The 23,086-nt window shown below is 57.8% G+C and carries 18 protein-coding genes; 13 read left to right on the top strand and 5 right to left on the bottom strand.

What is annotated here, in order from left to right:
• Positions 1-6 precede the first annotated feature (6 nt).
• Genes ACFSAG_RS06540 through ACFSAG_RS06530 form a run of 3 tightly spaced genes read left to right on the top strand, consistent with a single transcriptional unit; the run spans position 7 to position 2,159 of the window.
• Positions 7-456, top strand: a complete 450-nt coding sequence (locus ACFSAG_RS06540; RefSeq protein WP_374611569.1) for a hotdog fold thioesterase — start codon at positions 7-9, stop codon at positions 454-456.
• Positions 408-887, top strand: a complete 480-nt coding sequence (locus ACFSAG_RS06535) for a DUF3237 family protein (protein WP_381512653.1) — start codon at positions 408-410, stop codon at positions 885-887. Before ACFSAG_RS06540 ends, ACFSAG_RS06535 begins: the two co-directional genes overlap by 49 nt.
• Positions 888-890: 3 nt before the next feature.
• Positions 891-2,159 carry a flavin-dependent oxidoreductase gene (locus tag ACFSAG_RS06530; RefSeq protein ID WP_381512650.1) on the top strand — a complete coding sequence of 423 codons (1,269 nt, stop codon included), beginning with the start codon at positions 891-893 and terminating at the stop codon, positions 2,157-2,159.
• An 80-nt stretch (positions 2,160-2,239) separates the two neighbouring features.
• Here ACFSAG_RS06530 and ACFSAG_RS06525 read toward each other — a convergent pair whose 3' ends face one another.
• A complete protein-coding gene (locus tag ACFSAG_RS06525) occupies positions 2,240-3,745 on the bottom strand; it encodes a tryptophan halogenase family protein (protein WP_381512648.1) in 1,506 nt (501 codons plus the stop codon).
• A gap of 162 nt (positions 3,746-3,907) precedes the next feature.
• Here ACFSAG_RS06525 and ACFSAG_RS06520 point away from each other — a divergent pair, with 162 nt between their 5' ends.
• The 4 genes from ACFSAG_RS06520 (at position 3,908) to ACFSAG_RS06505 (ending at position 10,474) form a co-directional block, all read left to right on the top strand.
• Entirely contained in the window at positions 3,908-7,081 is a 3,174-nt protein-coding gene (locus tag ACFSAG_RS06520) for a TonB-dependent receptor (RefSeq protein WP_374611741.1), read from the top strand.
• Between the two features lie 146 nt (positions 7,082-7,227).
• Entirely contained in the window at positions 7,228-8,199 is a 972-nt protein-coding gene (locus tag ACFSAG_RS06515) for a glycoside hydrolase family 16 protein (protein ID WP_374611562.1), read from the top strand.
• A 6-nt stretch (positions 8,200-8,205) separates the two neighbouring features.
• Positions 8,206-9,267, top strand: coding sequence for a LacI family DNA-binding transcriptional regulator (locus ACFSAG_RS06510; RefSeq protein ID WP_374611560.1), 1,062 nt, complete (start codon positions 8,206-8,208; stop codon positions 9,265-9,267).
• Positions 9,260-10,474 carry an MFS transporter gene (locus tag ACFSAG_RS06505; protein ID WP_374611558.1) on the top strand — a complete coding sequence of 405 codons (1,215 nt, stop codon included), beginning with the start codon at positions 9,260-9,262 and terminating at the stop codon, positions 10,472-10,474. Before ACFSAG_RS06510 ends, ACFSAG_RS06505 begins: the two co-directional genes overlap by 8 nt.
• Here ACFSAG_RS06505 and ACFSAG_RS06500 read toward each other — a convergent pair.
• The 4 genes from ACFSAG_RS06500 to cysD all read right to left on the bottom strand — a co-directional run bounded on the left by ACFSAG_RS06500 (position 10,471) and on the right by cysD (position 16,602).
• Positions 10,471-12,891 (bottom strand): glycoside hydrolase family 3 protein, encoded by a 2,421-nt coding sequence (locus ACFSAG_RS06500; protein WP_374611556.1) that lies wholly within the window; start codon positions 12,889-12,891, stop codon positions 10,471-10,473. The genes ACFSAG_RS06505 and ACFSAG_RS06500 overlap by 4 nt on opposite strands.
• A gap of 155 nt (positions 12,892-13,046) precedes the next feature.
• Positions 13,047-13,778: a 3'(2'),5'-bisphosphate nucleotidase CysQ gene (locus ACFSAG_RS06495; protein WP_381512643.1), complete on the bottom strand. Its 732-nt coding sequence runs from the start codon at positions 13,776-13,778 to the stop codon at positions 13,047-13,049.
• A gap of 5 nt (positions 13,779-13,783) precedes the next feature.
• Entirely contained in the window at positions 13,784-15,688 is a 1,905-nt protein-coding gene (gene cysN / locus ACFSAG_RS06490; RefSeq protein ID WP_381512641.1) for a sulfate adenylyltransferase subunit CysN, read from the bottom strand.
• Entirely contained in the window at positions 15,688-16,602 is a 915-nt protein-coding gene (gene cysD, locus ACFSAG_RS06485) for a sulfate adenylyltransferase subunit CysD (protein WP_381512638.1), read from the bottom strand. The genes cysN and cysD overlap by 1 nt, the downstream gene beginning before the upstream one ends.
• A gap of 222 nt (positions 16,603-16,824) precedes the next feature.
• Between cysD and ACFSAG_RS06480 the strand changes: the two genes are divergently transcribed.
• The 6 genes from ACFSAG_RS06480 (at position 16,825) to mmsB (ending at position 23,064) form a co-directional block, all read left to right on the top strand.
• A complete protein-coding gene (locus ACFSAG_RS06480) occupies positions 16,825-17,691 on the top strand; it encodes an HpcH/HpaI aldolase/citrate lyase family protein (protein WP_381512634.1) in 867 nt (288 codons plus the stop codon).
• A 73-nt stretch (positions 17,692-17,764) separates the two neighbouring features.
• A complete protein-coding gene (locus ACFSAG_RS06475; protein ID WP_381512632.1) occupies positions 17,765-18,217 on the top strand; it encodes a MaoC family dehydratase in 453 nt (150 codons plus the stop codon).
• A gap of 24 nt (positions 18,218-18,241) precedes the next feature.
• Positions 18,242-19,480 (top strand): NAD(P)/FAD-dependent oxidoreductase, encoded by a 1,239-nt coding sequence (locus ACFSAG_RS06470; protein ID WP_381512629.1) that lies wholly within the window; start codon positions 18,242-18,244, stop codon positions 19,478-19,480.
• Positions 19,481-19,555: 75 nt separating this feature from the next.
• On the top strand, positions 19,556-21,049 hold the full coding sequence (locus ACFSAG_RS06465) for a CoA-acylating methylmalonate-semialdehyde dehydrogenase (protein ID WP_381512627.1): 1,494 nt from the start codon (positions 19,556-19,558) through the stop codon (positions 21,047-21,049).
• A 3-nt stretch (positions 21,050-21,052) separates the two neighbouring features.
• A complete protein-coding gene (locus tag ACFSAG_RS06460) occupies positions 21,053-22,198 on the top strand; it encodes an acyl-CoA dehydrogenase family protein (protein ID WP_381512625.1) in 1,146 nt (381 codons plus the stop codon).
• Positions 22,195-23,064 (top strand): 3-hydroxyisobutyrate dehydrogenase, encoded by an 870-nt coding sequence (mmsB, locus tag ACFSAG_RS06455; protein WP_381512622.1) that lies wholly within the window; start codon positions 22,195-22,197, stop codon positions 23,062-23,064. Before ACFSAG_RS06460 ends, mmsB begins: the two co-directional genes overlap by 4 nt.
• The last annotated feature ends 22 nt before the right edge of the window (positions 23,065-23,086 follow it).

Here is a 23,086-nt window from a genome sequence, read left to right as displayed (position 1 = left end):
ATAGCAATGACCGAGCCTGCATCAGCGATCTGGTTTCCTGATCCGCCAACTCCGGCCGAGTTGACAGCGCGTGAGCAAGAGTCGCTGACTGGACATCTTGGCATCGTCTTTACCGTGATGGGTCCGGATCATCTGACCGCGACGATGCCCGTCGACCGACGAACAGTCCAAATCCATGGCCGGCTCAATGGCGGAGCGTCGGTCGCGTTGGCGGAAACCGTTGCTTCGGCGGCCGCCAATCTGACACTTGATCCGTCGCTGCAGGCAGCAGTAGGTTTGGAAATCAACGCCAACCACCTGCGCCCGGTTAAGTCGGGATTGGTACATGCCACCGCCCGGCCCGAAGCGTTAGGACGCAGCACGCAAGTCTGGTCGATCCGTATTCTCGACGATCAAGACCGTCTGGTGTGCGTCGCCCGAATGACGCTGGCGATCATATCGGTGGAACGGGCGTGAAGCTTTCAGCGGCTCCGCTGCTTGAACTCAGCCTAAACGTGGCTGCGCCCGTGGATCTGGGCGGACGGCGTTGCATCGCCATAACCGGCGGCAAAGTTAGCGGCCAATATTCGGGACAGGTTCTGCCCGGAGGCGCCGACTGGCAGGCCATTTCCTCGGATGGCACGATCGAGATTGATGCCCGCTATGTGCTCGATCTTGCAGAGGGGAAGGTGGAAATTCGTTCAACGGGTTTGCGCAGTGGCGACCCCGAAATCCTCGCCAGACTTGCAAAAGGCGAAACTGTTGATCCGGATGATTACTACTTCCGAACCGCGATCCGTTTTTATACCACTGCTCCGGCGCTTGACCGGCTCAACCGTATCATGGGCGTCGCCCGGGGGGAGCGGGGCGCCGATGGCGTTCGGATCATCATTTACGAGGTGATGTGATTCATGCAGCGCGATATCGACATTGCGATTATCGGTGGCGGGATTGCAGGGCTGACGGCCGCACTCAGCCTGCATGCGGCTGGATTCCATCCAATGGTATATGAATCCGTAGCCGTTCCAGCTCCGCTTGGCGTCGGGATGAATCTGCTGCCCCATGCTGTGCGCGAGCTCGCTGAACTGGGCCTGCTGGATGAACTACGCGCAATCGGATTCGAGATTCACGATCTCAACTATCTGACCGCCGGAGGCGAATTGGTCTGGCATGAGCCGCGTGGCAGCAAGGCCGGATATAATTGGCCGCAAATCGCCATCCATCGAGGCGATTTGCAGATGTTCCTGCTTGCTAAGGTGCGCGAACGACTTGGCCCGCAATCGGTTCGCTTGGGTCACGAGTTGCGTAGTTTGGAAGTGGATGGGCCCCGCCCACGCGCGCATCTTCATGACAGGGAAAGCGATTCCGACCTGACCATCACTCCAGACCTGCTTCTCGGCGCCGACGGAATCCACTCACAGGTTCGCCGTGCATTTTATCCAGATGAGGGCAGTCCGCTCTGGAACGGTATCACTCTTTGGCGCTCGACCGCGCCAATCGACGCGCCAATGGGCGGCCGAGCGATGATCTGGGCGGGCACCGCCGCGCAGAAGTTCGTTGCTTACCCGATTGGGCCGGATCCGGTCACTGGTGCGCCCCGGCTTAACTGGATCTGCGACCTCAAGGTGGCCGAGGTCGACAGCCCTCCGCCACGTGACTGGAACAAGTTGGGCGATCGAGCCGATTTCCTGCCGCGCTTTGCGAACTGGCGTTGGAACGGAGTGGATGTACCGGCCATTGTTGAAGCGGCTGGACCGATCTACGAATTTCCGATGATCGACCGCGATCCACTGCCGCAGTGGACATTCGGCCAAGCTACGCTGCTGGGCGATGCTGCTCACCCGATGTATCCGATCGGCTCCAACGGTGCGACCCAAAGCATCATTGATGCCCGGGTGCTCTCCTGGCATCTGGCGAGGGCCAGTTCGATCCCGGCTGCGCTTGCCGCATATGAATCCGACCGCCGCGAGGCAACCGCCAGGATAGTATTGATGAACCGTCAAAAAGGTCCTGACCAAGTGCTCGATCTGGCTGCCGAACGACTAAAAGCAGGCGGCGCGCTGGCATCGGTCCTTCCACACGCGGAACGCCAAGAAATAGCGGATCTCTACAAGAAGATCGCCGGATTCGACCCTGCCACGCTCAATGCGCGCCCAAGTTTTTCCGTAAGACCGGACTAAAGCAATTCTGCGCCTATTCGCAGGTCAATGCGCTTGCGGGAATAGTGATCTACGGCTTTGGGCAATGCCACCAGTGCAGATCACGCGCTCGCCGGACAATATCGGTTAAGATAATCCTGGTGCGTCGGCATATGTTGGACAACAAAGCGGATGGATTGTTCGATCGCGTCAAACTCCTTCCGGATCGACATTTTGTCGATGGCATCCGCCATCGGATTATGTCCTTTCATCGCCAAGCCTTGCCCCATCATTACCGCGGCCCAACTGGTTTCGGTGAACAACTCGTCATCCTCGCGGAATATCTGGCCATTGGTCTGGAACAGTTCGACCTTCTCAGTCAGGCTGTCGGGCACGGCCATTGTCCGGCAATGGTTCCAGAACGGGCTGTCGTCGCGGCTGGTGGTGTTATAGTGCAGTATCAGGAAATCGCGGATGCGCGCATATTCCTTGCCGGTTAGCCGATTGAAGGCGTCTTCCTGCGCATGCGTGATGCCATCGAGCGAAAGCAGCGCAATCAGCTTGTTGATGCCGGTATAGATCAGATGGATCGAGGTTGACTCGAGCGGCTCCATGAAGCCGGCGGCAAGCCCGATCGCGATCACATTCTTGTTCCAGAATTTCTTGCGCCTACCTGTGGTGAAGCGCAGGAAATTGGGGTCGGCACCCGGTTTTCCGGCGATGTTATTTACCAGAATATCCAAAGCTTCATCATCGGACATGAAGCTGCTGCAATAGACATGGCCGTTACCGTTGCGATGCTGCAACGGCACTTGCCATTGCCATCCAGCGCTATGCGCTGTGGCCCGTGTATAGGGCAGGGGACCACTACCAACTTCGCGCAGGCAGGGCAGGGCAACTGCACGGTCACAGGGCAGGTAATTGGTCCAATCTTCATAGCCGGTTTTCAGGGCCTGTTCGATCAACAGGCCGCGAAAACCCGAGCAGTCGATGAAAAGGTCACCTTTGATGATCGTACCGTCTTCGAGCGTAATTGATGATACGAAACCATTTTCGCCATCGAGTTGCACATCCGAAACCTTGCCTTCGCGCCGCACGACGCCGCGCTTTTCCGAATAGCCACGCAAAAACTGGGCATATCGGCCAGCGTCGATGTGATAGGCATAGTTGACCGGTGGCAAGTCTTCGCGAGCATAGTCTTCGGTGCGGGCGAAACGGCCGAAATGCGCAGCCATGGTCTCCAAGTTGAAAACCTGGATCGGGCGTTTGTCACCCGCTGCTTTATATTTGTGCCAGACATGGTGGAACGAAATCCCCTCCATCTGGTAGCCATAGTTTCCGAAGGGGTGGATATAGCTGTCGCCCAGTTTTCCCCAGTTGACGAACTGGATGCCCAGTTTGAAGCTGCCCTGAACTGCAGACAGCAATTCGCGTTCGTCAATTTCGAGCAGGCGGTTGAAATCGAGGAAGGGCGGTATCGTCGCTTCGCCGACGCCGACTGTGCCGATCATCTCCGATTCGACCAGCGTTATGGCCACATCCCGGCCCGCGCGCAGTTTGGATAGCGCGGCAGCGGCCATCCAGCCTGCGGTGCCTCCACCAACAATGACGATTCTTTCGATGGCCATGCGCCTTTTCCTCCTCAAAGCTGCATAGCGATATAATAGCTTTGCGCAAATTGTGAACGTTCATTTTATATCTTGTGAACGCTCTCAATTGGCATTATGTGTCAAAATGACGGAGGGAATCATACCCCCGCAGGAGGATTTAGGGAGGACTGCTTGACCACCATGTCAAAATTCGCGCGTACCAGCCGTTTTGCGGCGCTTTCGACGGCTTCCAGCCTGGCGCTCTGTGTGCTGGCCTCGCAGCCTGCCCTCGCACAATCGGCCGAAGAGGAAGAAGCTGCGGCAGAGGCTGAAGACGAAATTATCGTCACCGGTTTCCGCAAGTCGCTCGAAAATGCGCAAGGCATCAAGCAGGAAGCCGACACATTCGTCGATGTGATTACTGCCGAAGACATCGGTGCGCTTGCAGACCGTTCGGTCGCCGAAGCGTTGCAGCGTGTACCGGGCGTCAACATTTCGCGCTTCGAACAGCGTAATGACCCTGACCGTTTCTCGGTTGAAGGATCGGGCGTCATCATCCGCGGTCTTCCCTTTGTGCGTTCCGAACTCAATGGGCGCGATATCTTTTCGGCCAATGGCGGACGCGAACTCTCGTTCAACGATGTCTCTCCTGAACTTCTTGGTCGTGTCGAAGTCTTCAAGAACAACACTGCCGACATGATCGACGGCGGTATTTCGGGTACGGTCAATCTCGTCACCCGCAAGCCGCTTGATAAGCCGGGAATGCACATCGCGGGCACCATCGAAGGCAATTATGGCGACATGGCCAAGGAATGGTCGCCTGGCTTCTCGATCCTGGGTTCGTCCACCTTTGAAACTGGTGCCGGTACGTTTGGCATTCAGCTGGCATATGCGCAGTCGGAGCTTGTGACCAAGACCGACGCTTCGCAAATCACCGATCCCTGCTATCGCGCGCCGTCGCTTGATGCCGCATGTATTCGCGTTCGGCCGGTCGGCTCAGGCGGCTTTGGCGGATCGCAGCAGTTCAATGAATCTAACTTCCCGCCAGCGGGCGCGATTTTCGTTCCCAAAGGCGCCGGTGTTCGCACCACAGACCTGACCCGTGATCGCAACGCCTTTTCGGCAGTCGGCCAGTGGGAAAGCAGCGACGGCAGCGCACTCGTAACGCTTGAATATCTGCGTGCCGAAACCGAAGCGACGCTGAACGAATATGCCGTACTTGCGCTCGTCAACGATGATGGATTGTTCCCCGTTGTTGCACCCGGAACCACGGCTGTTATCGAAAATGGCCAGTTTGTTTCGGGCACGCTGACGCAGCTGCAGCCTTTTACTGGCGGCCGTGGCATTCCCACCGAACTTCTCCGCTTCCAGCGTGAAGACACCGCGATGACCGAGGATTTCTCGGCGCACCTGAAACTCAATCCTTCCGATCGTTTGCGCGTGAATTTCGAGGTGCAGCACATCAAGTCTGACCGCACCGAAGATGGCTTCATTTCGGCGATGCAGACCTATACCGACGTGCGCATCGACAATTCGGGCAGCACGCCGCAGGTCGAATTCCTGCAACCCGGCACGGCGACTTCGCCCGCGTCCTATTTCAACGACCCTGCGCGGACATTCTATTGGTTCCTGCTCGACAACCAGGTCAAGAATGAAGGCGACCTTACGAGCATGCGCTTCGACGCTGAATATGATGTCAGCGACGAAGGCTTCTTCAAAAAGGCCCGTTTCGGGGCGCGTTGGGGTGATCGCAACCGCGTGACCCGCAATGCCAACTTCTCCAACTGGGGCAATTTGGGCGCGCCTTGGACCGGTCGCGGCGGCAACTGGAACTGCGGTGACTTCCAGGCCTTTGGTTGCGGCGGCGCCTATGTCCGTGATTTCCCGAATTCGGCAAATCTGCGCAATCCGTTTGGCAGCGGCTTCCAGCGCGGCAACGCGCCGGTCCCCATGGGTGATGGCTCGGCCTTCTTCTTTGGCGGTGACAATATGGTCGCCGATTATCTGAGCGGTGCAATCCGTACACAGGCTGCGGCAATCACTGCCTATACCCTGACCCCCAATGCATGGTTCCCGATTTCAGCACGCGGCAATGCCTTGCCCGGCGGCCCGTGGACTGCCGGTGAGATTTCGGATGTCGAGGAGAGCACCTTTGGTGCCTATGCCCGCGTCGATTTCGGAACCGATCTGGGCAGCAACACCAAGCTGAGCGGCAATTTCGGCCTGCGTTATGTCGAAACTGTGGTTCGCAGCGGTGGTACCATCGCATTCCCGACCGGGCAGTTCTTCGATACGCCCCCGGGCGGCAATGGTGACGGTGTAGTCAGTGTCGCAGAACTGCAGGTTGCTTGCGGTGCTGTCCAACCTGGACAGATAGCTCCCGGCTATTGCGGCCTTTCCGCCGCACGGCAGGCCCAATTCGCATCGGTATTCACCGGCGAAATCATCGACGACAGTGCCAATATCAAATTTGCGAACTGGCTCCCCAGCTTCAATGCAAAACTCGATTTCGGTAATGGTATGCTGGTCCGTGCAGCGGTTTCGAAGGGGATTTCACGTCCTGATATGTCCGCATTCGCTACGGGTGGTGCCATTTTCGATAACACCACTAATTTGCGAGCTGCCGGTACACTTGAAACGGGACCGCTGTTCCAGATCTTCACCGGTAACCGCTTGTTGCGTCCAACCGAATCCTGGAACTACGATCTCTCATTCGAATGGTATTGGGATGACGTGGGTTCGCTCACCGTTTCCGGTTTCCTGAAAGACATCAAGGGAATCGTCAACGGCGGTGCAAATGTCCGCAACTTCACCAGCCCCAGCGGAGTCTCCACTGATGTGATCGTCAATGGTCCGGTCAACAGCGATGGCGGCACGCTGAAAGGTGTCGAAGTCGCTTACCAGCAAACCTATGATTTCCTTCCCGGATTCCTCAGCGGTTTGGGTGCGCAGTTGACCTACACCTATGTTGATGCCGGTGATTTCAACAACTCGACGCTGGGCGCCGAGCAAAGTCCCTTTGCAGGCGGTCTGCCGCTGGCTGGTGTTTCGAAACACACGGTCAACGCGGTTGCCTTCTATGAAAAGGGGCCGATATCTGCCCGCGTAGCGTATAACTGGCGCTCCGACTTCCTGCAGACGCCGCGCGACGTGATTTTCCCATTCTCACCGATTTATGGCGAAAGCACTGGCCAACTCGACGGCTCGATCTTCTTCACAGTGATGGACGGCGTGAAATTGGGTGTGCAGGGCGTAAACTTGCTCGATGAAGTCACCCGTACTTCGCAGGTGATCGATTTTGATGGCACGCGGTCGACCCGGTCTGCGTTCCGCAATGACAGGCGATTTACGTTCCTCGCCCGTTTCGAATTCTAATCCTGTCCTGTATGCAACTTCATGGCGAGCCTCGGGTATATCCTTGGCTCGCCCATTTTTTTGAACAAGGCGACGCTTGGCTGCCACCGAAGTGGCGATTAATCTGCGGACGCTGTTCGTCGCCGGTTTAGCAAAAGGATCTTGCCATGCATCGGTCGTTCCCATGCCTGCTATCGTCGGTTGCAATGGTTGCCAGCGTTACCGGTACTGCGAAAGCGGCTGAAACAAAGCCTGAATGGAGCCTGGTCTGGTCAGACGAATTTGATGGTAACCAGCTCGATCGTTCCAAGTGGATACCGGAACGGTCGTGTTGGGGCGGCGGCAATAATGAACGGCAATGCTATACCGACAGGACGAAGAACATCCGCGTCGAAAACGGCGTGTTGCGCTTGATCGCCCATAAGGAAAAATTCCGAGGGCCGGATCGACCACCGGAAATCGCGGCGAACCCAAATCCCAAGCGGGCCCAGCCATACACATCGGGAAAGATCCGCACCTTGGGGCTCTCAAGCTGGAAATATGGCAAAGTCGAATTCCGGGCAAAGCCACCAAAGGGGCAGGGGACCTGGCCTGCAGTCTGGATGATGCCGTCGGACAACAAATATGGCGGTTGGCCGCGTTCGGGTGAGATTGACATTCTTGAAGGCGTCAATTTGGGAGCATCTTGCCCGCAATGCGAAGGCGGTGTCGGTGAAAACCGGATGATCAGCGCTATCCATTTTGGAGACTATGCACCCAAGAACAAGTTCCGAGATACGCGTGTGGCCTTGCCATCGCGTGCCTTGCCGTCCGATGACTTCCATGTCTGGACGCTCGAATGGGGTAAGGGACTGATGCGCTTTTACCTCGATGGCCGCAAATATTGGGAACTGACGTCTAAAGATTGGGAAACCGCATCGCCCAAAGGGGCAGGCAATCCTGCCGCACCATTCGACCAGCCCTTTTACATCATGGCCAATCTTGCGATCGGCGGCAAATTGGCTGAGGACAATAATGACAAGGGCGTTGCCGCAAATGTGGCACCAGCTGAATTTGCAATCGACTGGATTCGGATTTACCAGTGCCCGGTAGACGAAGAAGAGGGTCTGGCCTGCATGCAAGGCGTCAAGGGGGAATAACAGCACATGGCGAGACGCCGCCAGGCCGTAACGATCAAGCATGTCGCCGCCGATGCAGGGGTTTCGCTGCAGACGGTTAGCCGCGTCATCAACAACGAGCCCAATGTCCGGCCGGCGATGAAGGACAGGGTGCAGGCTTCAATCGACAAGCTTGGATATGTTCCGTCGATCGCTGCACAGCGCATGAGCGGCTCGCGGTCGTACCTTATTCTTGCAATCAACGATCGTGATCGCACAATCGCTGATTGGCGAGCGCGGCAGGGTGGTGATTGGGTCGACCAGATGCTTTTGGGCGGGATGCTGAAGGCCTCTGAATATGGCTACAGGATGATCTTCGAACTGGTCGATACGCACAGCGACCATGTTGAACGCGAACTGGGCGCGGCCATTGCGGCCTTGCAGCCTGATGGTGTGATCCTGACCCCGCCACACTCGGAAAATCCGCTGATTACGGGCCTGCTCGCCGAACATGGCATCCCTTTTGCGCGTATCGGATCGAAAGCGAGCGGGCCGGGCATTGCGATGACCATGGGTGATGAGGCATCGGCACGTCTCGCAACGGACTATCTTATCAAGCTTGGTCATCGCCGCATCGGATTTATTGCGGGGCCTGAAGAGTATAGCCTTTCCGATTGGCGCAAGACGGGTTGGAAATTGGCCATGGAGGCGGCAGGGCTGCCTTATGATGGGCTCTGTGTCCGGGGCGATTTTGGATATGACAGCGGTGTTGCCGCAACCGAGGCACTGCTTGGCCGCGCTGAACCCCCGACTGCAATCATCGCAAGCAGCGACCAGATGACGTTGGCAGCGCTCGACACAGCGATAAAGCAAGGCCTTTCGGTTCCGCGCGATCTTTCGCTTATCAGCTTCGACAATACGCCCGTCGTGCGTTTCACTAACCCGCAATTGACCGCAATCGACCAGCCTATCGCCGCCACTTTTTCCAAGGCGGTCGAGTTGTTGATCGAGCATGCGAATGAGACGGTTGAGCCTCAGCCGGTGCGCGTCGAAGGAAGTTTGATCGAGCGCGGCAGTACTGCGCCCCCGGGCACCGAACCGCGTGCCTGATACCAAAGCCCAAGCCAAACAGACTGCGCCTTTTCTTTATCTGTATGCGTTGGCGGCTGCCGGCGGCGCAGTGGCTTATGTGCCTTTCCTGACGATATTGTTGCCATTGCGCGTTACCGAATTTGCAGGGCAGGATGCGCTGGCTGTCTTGTCTTACACCACCTTTGCCGGTGCTATCGCGGCGAGTATCGCAAATATCGGCTTTGGCTGGCTCAGCGATATCACCAAAACTCGCCGTCCTTGGATTGGTGCAGGGCTGGTGCTTTCAAGCTGCCTGCTGCTTCTCGTGCCATTTGCGAGCAGTCCACCGCTTTTGATCGCTCTTATCATTTGCTGGCAAATTGCGTTGAACATGATGTTGGGCCCCTTATCGGCTTGGGCTGGGGATGTGGTGCCCGATGCCCAAAAGGGGATGCTCGGGGGTTTGCTGGCATTTGCGCCTGCATTGGGGGCGCTTTCCGGGGCGTTTATCACGTTTAAAGGTCTGGCGACTGCGGATGAGCGGCTGTACTGGGTGGCGGTGCTCATGTTGCTGATGGTCGGGCCTTTACTGCTGTTCGGCAAGCCGATCAAAATGCCGCAATTGCTGGTCGATCGCCCAAAAGAGGTAATGGCGAAGAATGCCGATAACTCGGCCAGAATGGCGGTGTGGCGAATGTGGTCTGCACGCCTCATGGTGCAAATTGCCGAGGCGTCCTTGTTCGCATTCTTGCTGATGTGGTTTCGCAGCCTCGATCCCCAATTTGATGAGAATAAAGTCGCCAATATTTTCGCATTCGTACTTAGTATAGCCGTGGTGTTTGCGATATTGATCGGCCGCTGGTCAGACCGCGTCGATCGGCCAATCGTACCTCTTGTTTCCTGCGCTGCCACGGCTGCCCTTGGCTTGGCATTGATGGCTTTGGCGCCAACTTTGCCGATGGCGATTGCTGGCTATGTCACTTTCGGCATCGCAAGCAGCATCTTCCTTGCGCTGCATTCGAGCCAGACCTTGCGGGTGTTGCCCCGCGCTTCACGACGCGGACGGGACATGGGCATTTTCAACCTCACCAACACGGTTCCATCGTTGATCATGCCGGGGCTCACCCTCGCACTGGTGCCGCGCTATGGCTTTGATCTGCTGTTCCTGCTGCTTGCAGTGCTTGCCATGCTGGCAAGCCTACTGCTGTTCAAAATGCCAGAACGGCCTGCCAGTTCCGCGGTTTAATTCGGGCAGGGCAAATCTGCCGCTCCAGCCTCAACCCTGATGGTGCGGATCGAAGCGACAAATCCGCGCGCGGCTTCGATCTGGAAAGGCGCAGCGACGGCATCGAGTTTCGCACCCTTCTCGACAAAGCAGCGCAATGGAATCCGCAGCGCGTTGGCGCTGCCGTCGGCCAATGATCGCACATAACCGGTCAGGTCGATCGGTGCGCCGCCAAAGGAAATACGCACCGGCTGGTCATTTTTGCGGTCGATCCGCCAATCGATAGAAAGCGCCGCCTGTTGGGGTAGCTTGCCATTCAAGTTGATAGCCGATCCGGTAATCGACATCCCGGCTTTGTCGCTCCAGCTGAATTGGCGGGCGTCTTCCTGCGCACCGATGTCGATCGCGCGCGATGCGATCGAACCGTCGACGCCTAGATGCCAGGGGGCCGAGACTTTCCCGCGCAACATATACAGCAATGTGCCGTCGCTGGCGTTAAGGTCAATGCCGGGTTTTTCGTTCACCCGACCGAGCCGGATTCGCTTCGAATAATCCAGGCCATAGCCGATCGGAAACAAAGGTTTTCCAATCGGCGACCGGGCATCGGCGGGCCAGGCAAAAGGCAGGCGCCCGGTGAAATCGCGGCGCGGCTTGCCATTGGCTCCGGCAATCAGCACATCCGCCACGCCTTGACCTTGTGAGCCGGGAAGCCAGCCTGCAACAAACGCATCGGCAAGATTTATCAGCTTGCTTGTGAACATCGGACGCCCGGAAAGGAACAGAACCACAACCGGGATCTTCTTGGCCTTCAATTGCTTGATCAGCTCAATCTCTTCCGCCTGCGGCGTGAAAGCGAGATTGGGGATATCACCCTCAAATTCGGCATAGGGCTTCTCGCCGAGCACAATGATCGCAACATCGGGCTTGCCGGCGATTTTGCCATCCGGCGCAATTACGCCTTTTCCGCCGTTCGCAGAAATAGCGTCGACAAGAGCACGGCCAATGGTTTGCCCTTTGGGGAAATCCGATGCCTTGGTGTCGGTGCCTTGCCAGGTAACCGTCCAGCCACCGGCTTGCATGGCCATATTGTCGGCACCCGATCCGGCCACCAAAATCGATGCGCCATTGCGGATCGGCAGGACGGACCTGTTGTTTTTCAGCAGGACGAGCGATTTCGCAACCGCTTCGCGCGCGAGTTCCAGATGCGCATCCGACCCTATGACATCGGGATTGCCGCGTTCGATAGGTTGCGGACCCATCAGGCCCAACTTGTATTTCACCCGCAAGTTCCGCCGAACCGCGTCGTCAAGACGGGCGGCAGGGATGCGACCATCGCGAACCGCGGCAAGGGTGTTATTGTACAACCCCTTCCAACTATCGGGCGCCATATACAGGTCGAGCCCGGCATTGATCGCAGCGGGGCAATCGGTGGCGGTGCAGCCTTCAACCTGGCCATGGCCATTCCAGTCACCAACGACCAGCCCTTTAAAGCCCATTCGATCTTTCAGAACATCGGTGAGGAGCGATTTGTTGCCGTGATGCTTCACACCGTTCCAGCTTGAAAAACTGGCCATCACCGTCAGCGCACCGGCATTGATCGCGGGCGGATATCCTTGCGCATGAGTGGCGACGAGTTCCGCCTCCGAAATACGCGCATCGCCCTGGTCCCGGCCTTCAAACGTGCCACCATCAGCAAGGTAGTGTTTTGCGGTCGCTGCGACCCGATCGGCGGGCAATGGCGTGCCTTCCACAAGAGCGCCCTGCAGCCCCAGCGTCATCGCGCTCGAATAGCGCGCGATCAGTGCCGGGTCTGATGAATAACCCTCATAGGTGCGCCCCCAGCGAACATCCTGCGGTGCAGCCAATGTTGGGGCAAAAGTCCATTCTATACCGCTGGCGGCAATTTCCGCGGCTGTCGCAGCGCCGATCCGCTGGATCAGATCGGGGTCGCGCGCGGCACCCAGGCCGATATTATGCGGGAATATTGTCGCGCCGGGCAGGTTCGAATGGCCATGCACGGCATCCACGCCGAACAGGATCGGGATGCCAGCCCCGCTTTCGCGCGATGCAGCCCGGAATTCATCGACCAACTGTTTCCATTTTTGCGCGGTTGCACGCTCATCACCATAAGGGCCAGAATTGCCGCCCGCCAGAATCGAACCCAAGGGATATTGCTTCAAATCCTTGGGCGAAATTGCGCTGATATCTGCCTGAATGACTTGCCCGACTTTTTGCTCGAGGGTCATTTCTGCGATGGTTCGGCTGATCGCCTCTTCGGTGGCAGGATCGGTGATGCTTTGCGGGCTGGCAGCCGATGGCCAAACAGAGGGGGTGGCCAGCGCCGCTTCATTCTGGGCAGATGCCGCAACAGATGGTGAGAGGGGAGCAACCGATGCCAGCAAAGTGACAAATAAGGCTCCTGATTTCCTCCGCAACATCCCGATTCTCCGCTTGATTATGTGAACGTTCTCAATTTGGTGCCACATAACAGGCTGACAATCAAGTTCGAACAATGCTCAACAGCATTGCCGAACAGGATTGCGACAGCTGTTCGTCGGATGTCGAAGCGGTAAAATGCGGCTATTTGCTGGTTCTACGCCAATGTGCCGACAATCTGCAGCACACGACTTGCCCATTCAGGACGGCATATCAAAAGGTCGGGCATGTAGACATCGGACTGGTTGTACAAAAGGGGGCTGCCGTCGATGCGGCTGACATGCAACCCGTGCGCCGCAGCCACTGCAGCGGGGGCGCAACTGTCCCATTCATATTGCCCGCCTGTATGGAGGTAAATTTCGGCTTCTCCGCGGACTACCGCCATCGCCTTGGCGCCAGCGCTTCCCATGGGGACGAGTTCGGCGCCGATATGTTCGGCAACCGCAACAGCTTCTTTTGCAGGCCGGGTGCGGCTGACAACCATGCGCGGTTTTGCCGCTGCGGCGGGCAGGGCAGATGGCTGGTCCGAACGCAATACGATGCCGAGGCCCGGCAAGCCGACAGCGCCGATTTCGGGCTTGCCATCGATGGCGAGCGCGACGTGCACCGCCCAGTCGGTGCGCGCTTCGCCATATTCCCGCGTCCCGTCGACCGGATCGACGATCCAAACGCGCGATTTCGAGAGCCTTTCTGCGCTGTCTTTTTCTTCTTCCGAGAGCAAGCCGTCATCAGGCCGCTGCTCGCGAAGGGCATGACAGAGAAACTGGTTGGCGGTTTTGTCGCCTGCATCGCCCAGGGCTTTTCCGCTGATCAGCCCGGAATCGCGTACCTCAAGGAGGATACGACCTGCGACATGGGCAAGATGGGCGGCGAGTTCAGCGTCAGTCATCTTGCTCACTTTAGCGGCAGCAGCTTGCGGATGATATGCTCGGCTGCTTCGGCAGCCGTCATTTCCACGGTGTTGACACGAATTTCCGGATTTTCGGGCGCTTCATAGGGGCTATCAATGCCCGTAAAGTTCTTGAGCTGTCCTGAGCGCGCCTTCTTGTAGAGGCCTTTTACGTCCCGCGCTTCGGCAACCTCCAGCGGGGTATCAACAAATATCTCGATAAACTCGCCTTCGGGAAGCATCTTGCGGACCATATCGCGCTCTGCACGGAAGGGCGAAATGAAGGCGGTGAGGACGATCAGTCCCGCATCGGCCATCAGCTTGGCGACTTCGCCAACGCGGCGAATGTTTTCGATGCGGTCGGCCTCGGTGAAGCCCAGGTCACGGTTCAGGCCATGACGGACATTGTCTCCATCGAGCAGGAAGGTGTGCCGGTTCATCAGATGAAGCTGCTTTTCCACCTCATTGGCGATGGTGGATTTACCCGAACCCGAAAGCCCGGTGAACCAAAGCACGCGGGGTTTCTGGTTCTTGAGTGCGGCATGCTCTTCCCGCCCGATGTCGGTCGGTTGCCAGTGAACATTTTGTGCGCGCCGCAGCGAGAAGTGCAACATCCCCGCACCCACAGTGCGGTTAGTGATCTTGTCGATCAGGATGAAGCCGCCGAGCGTCCGGCTATCCTCATAGGCTTCGAACACCAACGGCTTGTCGGTTGCCAGTTCCGCAACGCCGATCGCATTCAGTTCAAGCGTTTTAGCAGCAAGGTGCTCCATCGTGTTGACATTTATGGTATATTTCGGTTGCTGTACCGTTGCAGATACCATTTGGGTGCCAAGCTTCAGCCAATAAGAGCGACCGACGTGCAAGGCATCGTCATCCATCCATACGATAGTGGCTTCGAATTGGTCCGATACTTCCGGCGGGCTGTCAGCCGCTGCAATCACATTGCCGCGCGAACAGTCCACCTCATCGGCAAAGCAAACCGTTACCGACTGGCCCGCAACGGCTTCGTCCAGTTCGCCATCGAGCGTGACGATTTTGGTGACGACCGAAGTCTTCCCACTTGGGAGCACGCGCACAGCATCGCCGGGTTTGACCGAGCCACCTGAAATCAGGCCTGAAAAGCCGCGAAAGTCCAGATTGGGGCGATTGACCCATTGGACGGGCAGTCGGAACGGCTTGGACTGGTCAGCTGTGTTGTCAATCTCAACCGTTTCCAGATGTTCGATAAGCGGCTTGCCTGTGTACCAGGGCATGTTCGCGCTGTTGGTGGTGATGTTGTCGCCTTTGAAGCCCGAGATCGGCATGGCAGTGAAAGCCTTGATACCGATTTCTTCGGCGAACGCGGCATAGTCCGCGACGATGGCGTCATATTTGGCCTGGTCATAATCGATCAGGTCCATCTTGTTGACGGCGAGGACGATGTTCTTGATGCCAATAAGATTGCACAAATAGCTGTGCCTGCGAGTCTGGACGAGCACCCCTTTGCGTGCATCGATCAGGATGACAGCAAGGTCTGCGGTCGACGCGCCGGTAAACATGTTGCGCGTATATTGCTCATGCCCCGGGCAATCGGCGACGATGAACTTGCGCTTTTCAGTGGTGAAAAAGCGATACGCTACGTCGATGGTGATACCTTGCTCGCGTTCGGCAGCCAGTCCGTCGACCAAAAGCGCGAAGTCGATTTCCTGCCCTTGCGTACCGACCCGTTTGCTGTCGCTCTGCAACGCTTCGAGCTGGTCTTCGAAGATCATCTTGGAATCGTAGAGCAATCGGCCAATCAGCGTTGATTTGCCGTCATCGACCGATCCGCAGGTGATGAAGCGCAGCAGGCTCTTATGCTGGTGCTGCTCGAGATATGCGTCGATATCTTCGGCAATCAACGCGTCAGTTTTATAGATGGGGTCCATCAGAAATACCCCTCCTGCTTCTTTTTCTCCATCGAAGCATCACCGCCATCCTTGTCGATAACGCGTCCTTGCCGTTCGCTGGTGGTGGTCAGCAGCATTTCCTGGATGACTTCGGGAAGGGTCTTCGCGTCGCTTTCGACAGCGCCGGTTAGCGGGAAGCATCCCAGTGTGCGGAAGCGGATATTCCGCGTGGTGATTTCCGGCCGCCTACCCATAACCTTTTCCAGCCGGTCGATATCATCGGCCATGAATAGACCTCCCTGATATTCGAACGTCGGGCGCGGTGCGGAGAAGTATAGCGGCACGATCGGAATATCGTTGAGGTGGATATATTGCCAAATGTCGAGCTCGGTCCAGTTCGAGATCGGGAAGATGCGGATGCTCTCGCCCTTCATTTTCCGGGCATTATAGAGGTTCCACAGCTCCGGCCGCTGGTTCTTCGGATCCCATCCGTGCGAAGCGGTGCGGAAAGAGAAAATGCGTTCCTTCGCACGGCTTTTTTCTTCGTCGCGGCGCGCGCCACCAAAGGCTGCGTCAAAGCCGTAAAGGTCCAACGCCTGTTTCAGACCTTCGGTCTTCCACATGTCGGTGTGCAAAGGCCCATGGTCGAACGGATTGATGCCACGTTCGATAGCTTCGGGATTCTGGTAGACCAGCAACTCCATCCCGCTTTCTTCGGCCATCCGGTTGCGCAAGGCATACATGTCCTGGAATTTCCAGGTCGTATCGACGTGCAGCAGGGGGAAGGGCGGCGGCGAGGGGTAGAATGCCTTGCGGGCGAGGTGCAGCATGACCGCGCTATCCTTGCCGACGGAGTATAGCATCACTGGCTTTTCCGCCTCGGCCACCACCTCGCGCATGATGTGGATGCTCTCAGCCTCAAGTCTTTCGAGATGCGTCAGATTTCGGGTCATAGGGAAGCTATATTCCTGTATTTTGTTTTGCGTTCCCTACACGGAATTTCGGAACGCTCTAGGAAGAATCGGTTGTTGAATTGTTAGTTGTAGTTTCCATCAGGACTAACCTTCTGCTGTTCACTGCAGTCATCCCATAAGCACTATACTTGCTATGCCGATGAACTGGGTGTTAGGGGCCAGAGACGGTTCAGCACCTTATAGGGACGCGGAGTGGCAAATATGAAAATGCGGTCTTGGCTTTTCGCCCCGGGTGACAGCGAACGCAAAATGGCAAAGGCGCTTGAAGGTCCGGCAGATATCGTACTGCTCGATCTTGAAGATGCGGTTGCGACCGAGAACAAGCCATCGGCGCGCAAGCTGGTACATGAATTCCTGGACGTCAATGCTGCATCCCGCGCACGAATTTGGGTTCGGGTAAATCCGCTCGATGGTCCGCATACACTCGACGATCTGGTCGCGATCATGCCAGCCAATCCGGGCGGCATCATGCTTCCCAAAGCCAATGGCCGGCAGGATGTCGATCTGCTTGACCACTACCTGACGGCTTTTGAGGCAGCGCACGGGCTCGAACGGGGCGCGACACCTGTCATCGTTCTAGCAACCGAAACGGCAGAAGCGATGTTTCACACCGGTGATTACAAAGGGGCGCCGCGTCTGGCAGCACTCACTTGGGGAGCCGAAGACCTCGCGGACTCGGTCGGTGCGAATTCAAACCGCAATGCCGATGGCAGTTATAGCTTCACCTATGAAATGGCGCGCAGCCTGACTTTGCTGGGCGCGGCGACGGCAGGTGTTCCCGCCATCGAGACGATTTGTGCGGATTTCAAGGATCTGGATGCGCTGCGCGTGCGCGCCGAAAAGGTGCGACGCGATGGTTATCGCGGCATGCTGGCGATACATCCGGCGCAGGTCGACGTGATCAACGCAGCCTTTACCCCGAGTGCCGAGGAAATTGCCGAAGCACGCGAAATTGTTGCGCTGTTCGCCGCCAATCCAGGTGTCGGCACCATCGGCTGGAAGGGTGGCATGCTCGATCGGCCCTTCCTGTCGCGCGCGCAGCAATTGCTGGCGCAGGTTGATGAATAGACGCGCCCGGTTTTTAGCACTGGCATAAACCGCCACTTTGTGGTTTCGGCGCAGCGAGAAGGGAGCCCGTTCCATGGCAGGACTTTGGTTCGACGAATTGAGCGTCGGTCAGACATTCGATCACCCTATCCGGCGCACGGTGACCGAGGCGGACAATCTGTTGTTCAGCGCGATGACCCACAATCCGGCGCAGCTCCACCTCGACGAAGAATATATGAAAGGCACCGAATATGGGCAGCGGATCGTCAACAGCTGCTTTACATTGGGTCTGATGGTCGGGATTTCGGTTGGCGACACCACATTGGGTACAGCGGTCGCCAATCTGGGCTGGGACGAGGTTCGCTTTCCCAAGCCGGTCTTCATAGGCGACACGCTGAACATCAAGACGACGGTCATCGAGTTGCGGGAATCGCGTTCACGTCCTGATGCGGGGATCGTCACGTTCCTGCACGAAGCGTTTAACCAGCGGGGGGACATCGTCGCCACCTGCAAACGATCCGGACTGCAGCGCAAAAAGCCGGAATAATTCCAGATTTCAAATGAGGGTAAAATGACGGGGCAGGATGCAGGCGTAATCATAGTTGGTGGCGGCCATGGCGGTGCACAAGCGGCCATCGCTTTGCGGCAAAATGGCTATTCCGGGCCCGTGACGATCATCGGGCGTGAGGATGAGCCGCCTTATGAACGCCCGCCGCTTTCCAAGGAATATATGGCGGGCGAGAAGGAGTTTGAGCGCATCTACATCCGCCCGCGCGCCTTTTGGGAAGAAAAGCAGGTTGAACTGTTGCTTGGCCATTCGGTCGAGGCTGTCGATCCTGCGGCGAAGTCGGTCACGCTCGATGACGGTTCAACGCGTTCCTATGCATCCTTGATTTGGGCTGCGGGCGGCGATCCACGGCGATTGCCGCTGCCGGGCGGTGATCTCAAAGGCGTTCATTGCGTGCGCAACCGTGCTGACGCCGACGCCATAATGGCCGAACTGGGCGACGTTGATCAGGTCGCGGTGATTGGTGGCGGATATATCGGACTGGAAGCTGCGGCGGTGCTCACCAAGCTCGGCAAAAAGGTGGTGCTCCTTGAAGCCCTGCCACGTGTGCTCGCGCGCGTAGCTGGCCCCGAACTATCGGCCTTTTACGAAGCCGAGCATCGCGCGCATGGCGTCGATTTGCGCACCAATGTGGCGATTGAGGCCTTGGAAGGCGCAAATGAGAAAGTGAGCGGCGTGCGGCTTGCCGATGGCAGCGTCATTCCTGCGCAGATGGTGATTGTCGGTATCGGCATCATCCCTGCGGTCGAACCATTGCTCGCGGCGGGGGCTAAGGGCGGCAATGGTGTTGAAGTTGACGAATTTTGCCGCACCAGTCTGCCCGATATTTACGCGATCGGTGATTGCGCTGCGCATGCGAACGCCTTTGCGGGTGGCGCGACAATCCGGCTGGAATCGGTGCAAAATGCCAATGACCAGGCAACTGTCGCCGCGAAGACGATTTGCGGCGCAGACGCTCAGCCCTACAAGGCGACGCCATGGTTCTGGTCGAACCAATATGACCTGAAATTGCAGACTGTCGGCCTGTCGAGCGGACATGACGCAACCGTGCTTCGTGGTGATCCGGCAACGCGCAGTTTTTCGGTGATTTACCTGAAGGATGGCAAAGTCATCGCGCTCGATTGCGTGAACATGATCAAAGATTATGTCCAAGGACGCAAGCTGGTCGAAGCCGGTGCCGCCATTCTCGCCCAACAACTGGCCGACGCGACGGTGCCGTTGAAAGACCTTGTGACGGCATAATTGATACTACCGCTTTGGCGCCAAGGGCAATTGCACTAAGGCGGCTGCAACGAGTCTAATGAGAAGAGAGACGATATGCGTCAGATAGATCATTTCCTGGTGGGCGGTGCGCCTGCGGCTTCGCGGTTCAGCGATATCATGGACCCCAATAATGGCGGTGTGCAGGGGCGTGTAGCGCTAGGCGACAAGGCAGTGCTCGACCAGGCGGTTGCGGCTGCGCAGGCGGCACAGCCGGCATGGGCAGCGATGAACCCGCAGCGCCGGTCGCGCGTGATGTTCGATTTCAAGGCGCTGATCGAAAAGCATATGGACGAGCTCGCGCACCTGCTCTCGGCCGAGCATGGCAAGGTGATTGCCGACAGCAAGGGCGATATCCAGCGCGGGCTGGAGGTTGTCGAATTCTGCTGCGGCCTGCCGCATGTGCTGAAGGGCGAATATACGCAGGGCGCGGGTCCGGGCATCGACGTCTATTCAATGCGCCAGCCATTGGGGATTGGTGCGGGCATCACGCCGTTCAACTTCCCGGCGATGATCCCGCTCTGGATGGGCGCGGTCGCCACCAGCGTCGGCAATGCCTTCATCCTCAAGCCATCGGAGCGCGATCCCAGCGTACCCAATCGCATTGCACAGCTGTTCCTCGAAGCCGGAATGCCCGAGGGGATTTTCCAGGTCGTCCATGGCGACAAGGAAATGGTCGACGCGATTTTGGATCATCCCGCGATCAGCGCGGTCAGCTTTGTCGGCTCGTCCGACATCGCCCATTATGTCTACAACCGCGGTGTTGCTGCGGGCAAACGCGTGCAGGCGATGGGCGGGGCGAAGAACCATGGGATCGTGATGCCCGATGCCGATCTCGACCAGGTTGTGAATGATCTGACCGGCGCGGCCTTTGGCTCGGCGGGTGAACGCTGCATGGCGCTTCCGGTCGTCGTTCCGGTGGGTAATGATACCGCCGAGCGGCTGAAGGAAAAGCTGATCCCGGCGATCCACGCGCTGAAGATCGGCATCTCGACCGACAATGAGGCACATTATGGCCCGGTCGTCACCGCGCAGCACAAGGCGAAGGTTGAAGGCTGGATCCAGAAATGCGCCGATGAAGGTGCAGAGCTTGTCATCGACGGGCGCGGCTTCAAGCTGCAAGGGCATGAAGAAGGCTATTTTATCGGCCCAACCCTGTTCGACCATGTCACCACCGACATGGAAAGCTATAAGGAAGAGATCTTCGGACCCGTGCTGCAGATGGTACGCGCCAAGGATTTTGAGGAGGCATTGAGCCTTCCCAGCAAGCACCAATATGGAAATGGCGTCGCGATCTTCACCCGCAACGGCCACGCCGCGCGCGAATTTGCGTCGCGCGTCAATGTCGGCATGGTCGGCATCAACGTGCCAATCCCGGTACCGGTTGCCTATCACAGCTTTGGCGGCTGGAAGCGCTCGGGCTTTGGCGACACCGACCAATATGGCATGGAAGGGATCAAGTTCTGGACCAAGGTGAAGAAAGTCACCGCTCGCTGGCCCGATGGCGGCGGCGATGGGTCGAACGCCTTCATCATTCCAACCATGGGGTAAGCGATGACCACCCAGTTTGACCTTACAGAGGACCAGCTAGCCATCCAGGATATGGCGCGCAAGTTCACCGCCGATCGCATCACGCCCTTTGCGAGCGAATGGGACGAGAAAAGCCATTATCCGGTCGATGTCTGGAAGGCTGCTGGCGAGCTTGGCTTTGGCGCAATCTATATCTCGGAAGAAAATGGCGGGATTGGCCTTGGACGCCTAGAAGCCGCACTGATCATGGAGGCGATGGCCTATGGCTGTCCGGCGACCAGCGCTTTCATTTCGATTCATAATATGTCGGCCTGGATGATCGACAGCTTCGGCTCGGCAGAGCTTAAGGCGCGCTACCTTCCCGATCTGGTCAGCATGGAGAAGATCGCCAGCTATTGTTTGACCGAACCCGGTTCGGGTTCGGATGCAGCCGCGCTCAAGACCAGCGCGCGGCTGGATGGTGACCATTATGTCTTGAACGGCACCAAGCAGTTCATTTCGGGCGCGGGCTATAATGACATTTATGTCGTGATGGTGCGCACCGGCGATGAGAAGGCGAAGGGCATCACTTGCCTTGTCGTTGACAAGGATACGCCGGGCCTCAGCTTTGGCGCGCCGGAGAAGAAGCTCGGCTGGAATGCATCGCCCACCGCGCAGGTGATCTTCGAGGATTGCCGCGTGCCCGTTGCCAACCGTGTTGGCGCAGAGGGTGATGGCTTCCGCTTTGCAATGGCGGGGCTTGATGGCGGGCGTTTGAATATCGGCGCCTGCTCATTGGGCGGCGCGCAGCGTTGCCTCGACGAGGCGGTCAAATATACCAAGGAACGCCAGCAATTTGGCCAGCCGGTGGCCGATTTCCAGAACACCCAGTTCATGCTCGCTGATATGGCGACCGACCTCGAGGCGGCGCGCGCGCTGCTCTATATGGCGGCGTGCAAGGTGAACGCCAATGCGCCCGACAAGAGCCGCTTCTCCGCCATGGCCAAACGCCTTGCGACCGACAATGGCAGCGAGGTGGTGAACAAGGCGCTGCAGCTCTTTGGCGGCTATGGCTATTTGCGCGACTATCCGATCGAGCGTTTCTGGCGCGACCTGCGCGTCCACTCGATCCTCGAAGGTACCAACCAGGTAATGCGGATGATCGTCGGAAGGGATTTGTTACGCCAATGAAAATAGCCTTTATCGGTCTCGGCAATATGGGCGGCGGGATGGCCGCGAACCTTGTGAAAGCAGGACATCAGGTCAACGCGTTCGACCTGTCGGCCGAGGCACTGGCGCGCGCCAAGGACAATGGCTGCGCGACCTTTACCAACGTGCGCGATGCGGTGGCCGATGCCGAGGCCGTTGTCTCGATGCTGCCCAATGGCAAGATCGTCGATACCGTCTATGAAGGCGATGTCATCGGTCATGCACCCAAGGGCGCGATCCTGCTTGATTGTTCGACCATCGATGTTGCCACCGCACGCAAGGTAACCGCAGATGCGACTGCAGCCGGCTATGAAATGGTCGATGCGCCGGTATCGGGCGGCATTGCTGCGGCCAATGGCGGCACACTGACCTTCATGGTCGGCGGCAGCGACAGCGCCTTTGCGCGCGCTGAGCCGATCCTTGCCGCGATGGGCAAGGCGGTGATCCATGCGGGCGCATCAGGCGCAGGGCAGGCGGCGAAGATCTGCAACAATATGCTGCTTGGCGCATCGATGATCGCGACCTGTGAGGCGTTCATGCTTGCCGACAAACTCGGCCTCGACCTCCAGACCTTTTACGACATCTCGTCCAAGGCATCGGGCCAGAACTGGTCGATGACGAGCTATTGCCCCGTCCCGGGCGTCGGCCCGCAATCGCCTGCAGACAATGGCTATCAGGGCGGCTTTGCCACCGCATTGATGCTGAAGGATCTGAAACTGGCGATGGAGGCTGCGGCCTCGGTCGATGCCGATGTACCCATGGGTGCGAAAGCGGCTGCGCTCTACGAAGCCTTTGAAAAGGCCGGACAGGGCGGTCTCGACTTCTCGGCGATCATCAAGACGCTGTAAAAAGGGCGGCCAATGAATGGCC

Origin of the sequence: Sphingorhabdus buctiana, assembly GCF_042680825.1 — a bacterium.
GTDB classification, from domain to species: domain Bacteria; phylum Pseudomonadota; class Alphaproteobacteria; order Sphingomonadales; family Sphingomonadaceae; genus Sphingorhabdus_B; species Sphingorhabdus_B buctiana.
Note: the sequence above shows the minus strand (reverse complement) of the source record. Positions and strands in the feature narration are given on the sequence as shown.